Genomic DNA, 6,789 nt, shown 5'->3' with positions numbered 1-6,789 from the left:
AACGCGCTATTTGGTGGAGACGTAGTCGGCATAGTGCGCCGGCAAGGCAGTCGTTTCCAATAACGAGCCTTCTCACAGCGCACACTAAGGCAGTATTGCAGCCCGCTACCTTTTCAGCCGACCTTTCCACATAGGTTTCCCCATGCATCCTGATCTGACGGCCGAATGAAGCGGGACAGGCATGTCAGCCTTACCCGCCCGACACGAAGGCCGTCCGACTCCGGACTGGATTCGGACGGCCTTTTCATCACCGGGTTTGCATCTGCGCACATTCCCTATTCGGGCGGGCGCACTCGGGTTTATTTTTTAGCGGCGGGGGTGGCGGCTTTGTTTTGAGCGGCCGGGGCGACGGTTGCCTCCGCCTTCAGTTTGGAGAAGATACCCTCACCGATACCTTTGACGTTTTTCAACTCCTCGACCGATTTGAAGGCACCATGTTGTTGACGGTAGTCCACGATGGCTTTGGCTTTGGCAGGGCCGATACCGGGCAGGGCTTCCAACTCGGACGGGGAAGCGGTATTGATGTTGACGGCGGCCAGCGACAGCGAAGCGGTCAGCAGGGAGAGGGCGGCAAAGAGGAATTTTTTCATAAGAAGATACTCCATAGTTTGTGAATGCGGATGATGCCTGTGTGTGCGGCACCGTAAAATAGTTGGCTATCATATCCGTCTTACCGTTTCCGTTCAAACGATACCTGAAGATTTCTTAGTTTACTATCTCTTTATGTATTGATTCTGCAACATCCCTATTCTACCCGCACCCTCCCTATCCGTCACATTTACCTGCTGCGCTATCGTCGCATCCACCCATCTCCATTCGTGAGTATAGTTGATTAAATTTAAATCAGGACAAGGCAACGAAGCCGCAGACAGTACAGATAGTACGACAAGACGAGGCAACGCCGTACTGGTTTAAAGTTAATCCACTATAAGTCAGCCATAGCAAGAAGGCAAGGAACGGCAATGACGAGTTTCAAGTAAAGGTATGAATAAAATATAAGGTAAAAGTAAAAGCCCCCGACATCTGTCAGGGGCTTAGGATAGGTGTTTGGCAGTGACCTACTTTCGCATGGAAGAACCACACTATCATCGGCGCTGAGTCGTTTCACGGTCCTGTTCGGGATGGGAAGGCGTGGGACCAACTCGCTATGGCCGCCAAACTTAAACTGTACAAATCGGCAAAGCCTTAATCAATATATTTGGTGATGACTGAATCAGTCAGTAAGCTTTTTATTTGAAGTTCTTCAAATGATAGAGTCAAGCCTCACGAGCAATTAGTATGGGTTAGCTTCACGCGTTACCGCGCTTCCACACCCCACCTATCAACGTCCTGGTCTCGAACGACTCTTTAGTGCGGTTAAACCGCAAGGGAAGTCTCATCTTCAGGCGAGTTTCGCGCTTAGATGCTTTCAGCGCTTATCTCTTCCGAACTTAGCTACCCGGCTATGCAACTGGCGTTACAACCGGTACACCAGAGGTTCGTCCACTCCGGTCCTCTCGTACTAGGAGCAGCCCCCGTCAAACTTCCAACGCCCACTGCAGATAGGGACCAAACTGTCTCACGACGTTTTAAACCCAGCTCACGTACCACTTTAAATGGCGAACAGCCATACCCTTGGGACCGACTACAGCCCCAGGATGTGATGAGCCGACATCGAGGTGCCAAACTCCGCCGTCGATATGAACTCTTGGGCGGAATCAGCCTGTTATCCCCGGAGTACCTTTTATCCGTTGAGCGATGGCCCTTCCATACAGAACCACCGGATCACTATGTCCTGCTTTCGCACCTGCTCGACTTGTCGGTCTCGCAGTTAAGCTACCTTTTGCCATTGCACTATCAGTCCGATTTCCGACCGGACCTAGGTAACCTTCGAACTCCTCCGTTACTCTTTGGGAGGAGACCGCCCCAGTCAAACTGCCTACCATGCACGGTCCCCGACCCGGATTACGGGTCTGGGTTAGAACCTCAAAGACACCAGGGTGGTATTTCAAGGACGGCTCCACAGAGACTGGCGTCTCTGCTTCTAAGCCTCCCACCTATCCTACACAAGTGACTTCAAAGTCCAATGCAAAGCTACAGTAAAGGTTCACGGGGTCTTTCCGTCTAGCAGCGGGTAGATTGCATCTTCACAACCACTTCAACTTCGCTGAGTCTCGGGAGGAGACAGTGTGGCCATCGTTACGCCATTCGTGCGGGTCGGAACTTACCCGACAAGGAATTTCGCTACCTTAGGACCGTTATAGTTACGGCCGCCGTTTACTGGGGCTTCGATCCGATGCTCTCACATCTTCAATTAACCTTCCAGCACCGGGCAGGCGTCACACCCTATACGTCCACTTTCGTGTTAGCAGAGTGCTGTGTTTTTAATAAACAGTCGCAGCCACCTATTCTCTGCGACCCTCCGAGGCTTACGGAGCAAGTCCTTAACCTTAGAGGGCATACCTTCTCCCGAAGTTACGGTATCAATTTGCCGAGTTCCTTCTCCCGAGTTCTCTCAAGCGCCTTAGAATTCTCATCCTGCCCACCTGTGTCGGTTTGCGGTACGGTTCGATTCAAACTGAAGCTTAGTGGCTTTTCCTGGAAGCGTGGTATCGGTTACTTCATGTCCGTAGACACTCGTCGTCACTTCTCGGTGTTAAGAAGACCCGGATTTGCCTAAGTCTTCCACCTACCGGCTTAAACAAGCTATTCCAACAGCTTGCTAACCTAACCTTCTCCGTCCCCACATCGCATTTGAATCAAGTACAGGAATATTAACCTGTTTCCCATCGACTACGCATTTCTGCCTCGCCTTAGGGGCCGACTCACCCTACGCCGATGAACGTTGCGTAGGAAACCTTGGGCTTTCGGCGAGCGGGCTTTTCACCCGCTTTATCGCTACTCATGTCAACATTCGCACTTCTGATACCTCCAGCACACTTTACAATGCACCTTCATCGGCCTACAGAACGCTCCCCTACCATGCCAGTAAACTGGCATCCGCAGCTTCGGTTATAGATTTGAGCCCCGTTACATCTTCCGCGCAGGACGACTCGACCAGTGAGCTATTACGCTTTCTTTAAATGATGGCTGCTTCTAAGCCAACATCCTGGCTGTCTGGGCCTTCCCACTTCGTTTACCACTTAATCTATCATTTGGGACCTTAGCTGGCGGTCTGGGTTGTTTCCCTCTTGACAACGGACGTTAGCACCCGCTGTCTGTCTCCCGAGGAACCACTTGATGGTATTCTTAGTTTGCCATGGGTTGGTAAGTTGCAATAACCCCCTAGCCATAACAGTGCTTTACCCCCATCAGTGTCTTGCTCGAGGCACTACCTAAATAGTTTTCGGGGAGAACCAGCTATCTCCGAGTTTGTTTAGCCTTTCACCCCTATCCACAGCTCATCCCCGCATTTTGCAACATGCGTGGGTTCGGTCCTCCAGTACCTGTTACGGCACCTTCAACCTGGCCATGGATAGATCACTCGGTTTCGGGTCCACACCCAGCAACTCTTCGCCCTATTAAGACTCGGTTTCCCTACGCCTCCCCTATTCGGTTAAGCTCGCTACTGAATGTAAGTCGTTGACCCATTATACAAAAGGTACGCAGTCACACCACAAGGGTGCTCCCACTGTTTGTATGCATCAGGTTTCAGGTTCTATTTCACTCCCCTCCCGGGGTTCTTTTCGCCTTTCCCTCACGGTACTGGTTCACTATCGGTCGATGATGAGTATTTAGCCTTGGAGGATGGTCCCCCCATATTCAGACAGGATTTCACGTGTCCCGCCCTACTTTTCGTACGCTTAGTACCACCGTTGAGATTTCGAATACGGGACTATCACCCACTATGGTCAAGCTTCCCAGCTTGTTCTTCTATCTCGACAGTTATCACGTACAGGCTCCTCCGCGTTCGCTCGCCACTACTTGCGGAATCTCGGTTGATTTCTTTTCCTCCGGGTACTTAGATGGTTCAGTTCTCCGGGTTCGCTTCTCTAAGTCTATGTATTCAACTTAGGATACTGCACAGAATGCAGTGGGTTTCCCCATTCGGACATCGCGGGATCATAGCTTTATTGCCAGCTCCCCCACGCTTTTCGCAGGCTTACACGTCCTTCATCGCCTATCATCGCCAAGGCATCCACCTGATGCACTTATTCACTTGACTCTATCATTTCAAGAACTTCTCTGACTTTGCCTGACATTCCGTTGACTAGAACATCAAACTTGAATTTCCTACTCTGATAAAGCTTACTGCTTGTTGTGTCTTAATCCCGCCTTTTGTCTTTCGGGATTAAGTCGATACAATCATCACCCAAATACTGTACCTGTTTTTCTTTTCCTGTTCAGGAGACAACTGACCGTTTGCAATCGGTCAATCATCAAAAACAGACACATTGTCTTTGTTTGTTGATTTCGGCTTTCCAATTTGTTAAAGATCAATGCGTTCAATATTGCTATTTACTTCGCAAATCAAAATGAGCTGATTATTATAGCAGCCTTTCTTTTTCCGTCAAACTGATTCGTCAGCAGACTTCTCTATTAGAAAAAAAGAAAGCAGTTATACTGCCTTTTAACTCGCTTTGATTTGGAAAGTATTGGTGGAGGCAAACGGGATCGAACCGATGACCCCCTGCTTGCAAAGCAGGTGCTCTACCAACTGAGCTATGCCCCCGTTCTTGGTGGGTCTGGGAGGACTTGAACCTCCGACCCCACGCTTATCAAGCGTGTGCTCTAACCAGCTGAGCTACAAACCCGGATTCTCTTCTTAAGCGAATCTTGTCTTCACTCAAGCATTTTTCCGCATCTTCTACAGTTTACCGATAAGTGTGAATGCGACAACCTCTTCTTTCTCTAGAAAGGAGGTGATCCAGCCGCAGGTTCCCCTACGGCTACCTTGTTACGACTTCACCCCAGTCATGAAGCATACCGTGGTAAGCGGGCTCCTTGCGGTTACCCTACCTACTTCTGGTATCCCCCACTCCCATGGTGTGACGGGCGGTGTGTACAAGACCCGGGAACGTATTCACCGCAGTATGCTGACCTGCGATTACTAGCGATTCCGACTTCATGCACTCGAGTTGCAGAGTGCAATCCGGACTACGATCGGTTTTGTGAGATTGGCTCCACCTCGCGGCTTGGCTACCCTCTGTACCGACCATTGTATGACGTGTGAAGCCCTGGTCATAAGGGCCATGAGGACTTGACGTCATCCCCACCTTCCTCCGGCTTGTCACCGGCAGTCTCATTAGAGTGCCCAACTTAATGATGGCAACTAATGACAAGGGTTGCGCTCGTTGCGGGACTTAACCCAACATCTCACGACACGAGCTGACGACAGCCATGCAGCACCTGTGTTACGGCTCCCGAAGGCACCCCTCCGTCTCTGGAGGGTTCCGTACATGTCAAGACCAGGTAAGGTTCTTCGCGTTGCATCGAATTAATCCACATCATCCACCGCTTGTGCGGGTCCCCGTCAATTCCTTTGAGTTTTAATCTTGCGACCGTACTCCCCAGGCGGTCGATTTCACGCGTTAGCTTCGCTACTAAGCAGTCATGCTGCCCAACAGCTAATCGACATCGTTTAGGGCGTGGACTACCAGGGTATCTAATCCTGTTTGCTACCCACGCTTTCGGGCATGAACGTCAGTGTTATCCCAGGAGGCTGCCTTCGCCATCGGTATTCCTCCACATCTCTACGCATTTCACTGCTACACGTGGAATTCTACCTCCCTCTGACACACTCTAGTCACCCAGTTCAGAACGCAGTTCCCAGGTTGAGCCCGGGGATTTCACATCCTGCTTAAGTAACCGTCTGCGCCCGCTTTACGCCCAGTAATTCCGATTAACGCTCGCACCCTACGTATTACCGCGGCTGCTGGCACGTAGTTAGCCGGTGCTTATTCTTCAGGTACCGTCATCAGACAGGGGTATTAACCCCGCCCTTTTCTTCCCTGACAAAAGTCCTTTACAACCCGAAGGCCTTCTTCAGACACGCGGCATGGCTGGATCAGGCTTGCGCCCATTGTCCAAAATTCCCCACTGCTGCCTCCCGTAGGAGTCTGGGCCGTGTCTCAGTCCCAGTGTGGCGGATCATCCTCTCAGACCCGCTACTGATCGTCGCCTTGGTAGGCCTTTACCCCACCAACTAGCTAATCAGATATCGGCCGCTCAAACAGCGCAAGGCCAAATGGTCCCCTGCTTTCTTCCTCAGAATATATGCGGTATTAGCTAATCTTTCGATTAGTTATCCCCCACTGCTCGGTACGTTCCGATATGTTACTCACCCGTTCGCCACTCGCCACCCAAGAAGCAAGCTTCTCTGTGCTGCCGTCCGACTTGCATGTGTAAAGCATGCCGCCAGCGTTCAATCTGAGCCAGGATCAAACTCTTATGTTCAATCTCTAACTTTTTAACTTCTGGTCTGCTTCAAAGAAACCAACAGGACAATGTCTAAAACATCATCTTGTCTGTCTTTCAAACAGTGTGAGGCTGTCGCACTCACACTTATCGGTAATCTGTTTTGTTAAAGAGCGAAAACGAATTATAAAGCATTTCATCTCATTGTCAATCAAAACTTTTCTCAAAACCTCGAAAAATCAGACTAACTGTGATATACTTACCTGTTCGTTCAATCACCGCCGAAGCAGCGAAGAACCGAACTATACCCCCCTCCTCAAAAACCGTCAACCCCCAAAACCGCAAAAAATTCCACAAAACCTAACAACAACCTGAAATACAAAGACTTTTATTTCAAAATATTCTCAAACCAAACTCAATCAACAGCAAAGGTCGTCTGAAATCCCTTTCAGA

1 protein-coding gene, 2 tRNA genes and 3 rRNA genes are annotated in these 6,789 nt (G+C 50.1%); all 6 read right to left on the bottom strand.

Features of this window, described 5'->3' with window-relative positions; translation table 11 throughout:
* Positions 1–299: 299 nt before the first annotated feature.
* The gene (locus HMPREF1028_RS12705) at positions 300–590 is read right to left on the bottom strand and encodes a helix-hairpin-helix domain-containing protein (protein WP_009313167.1); all 291 of its coding nucleotides are present in this window, start codon (positions 588–590) and stop codon (positions 300–302) included.
* 455 nt (positions 591–1,045) lie between these two features.
* Positions 1,046–1,159 (bottom strand): 5S ribosomal RNA (gene rrf, locus HMPREF1028_RS12700).
* A 93-nt stretch (positions 1,160–1,252) separates the two neighbouring features.
* A 23S ribosomal RNA gene (locus HMPREF1028_RS12695) occupies positions 1,253–4,144 on the bottom strand.
* Positions 4,145–4,575: 431 nt separating this feature from the next.
* Positions 4,576–4,651, bottom strand: a tRNA-Ala gene (locus HMPREF1028_RS12690).
* Between the two features lie 5 nt (positions 4,652–4,656).
* Positions 4,657–4,733: transfer RNA gene (locus HMPREF1028_RS12685), tRNA-Ile, on the bottom strand.
* Positions 4,734–4,834: 101 nt separating this feature from the next.
* A 16S ribosomal RNA gene (locus HMPREF1028_RS12680) occupies positions 4,835–6,375 on the bottom strand.
* The 16S, 23S and 5S rRNA genes sit together here with 2 tRNA genes alongside, the layout of an rRNA operon.
* Between the last annotated feature and the right edge of the window lie 414 nt (positions 6,376–6,789).

The organism is Neisseria sp. GT4A_CT1 (assembly GCF_000227275.1).
Taxonomy (GTDB): domain Bacteria; phylum Pseudomonadota; class Gammaproteobacteria; order Burkholderiales; family Neisseriaceae; genus Neisseria.
The sequence above is the reverse complement of the archived record's forward strand: the minus strand, read 5'-3'. Positions and strand labels throughout refer to the sequence as shown.

Bases quoted from the DNA above. Each gene is read 5' to 3' on its own strand.
- HMPREF1028_RS12705 (WP_009313167.1), bottom strand. From the start codon at position 590: ATGAAAAAATTCCTCTTTGCCGCCCTCTCCCTGCTGACCGCTTCGCTG.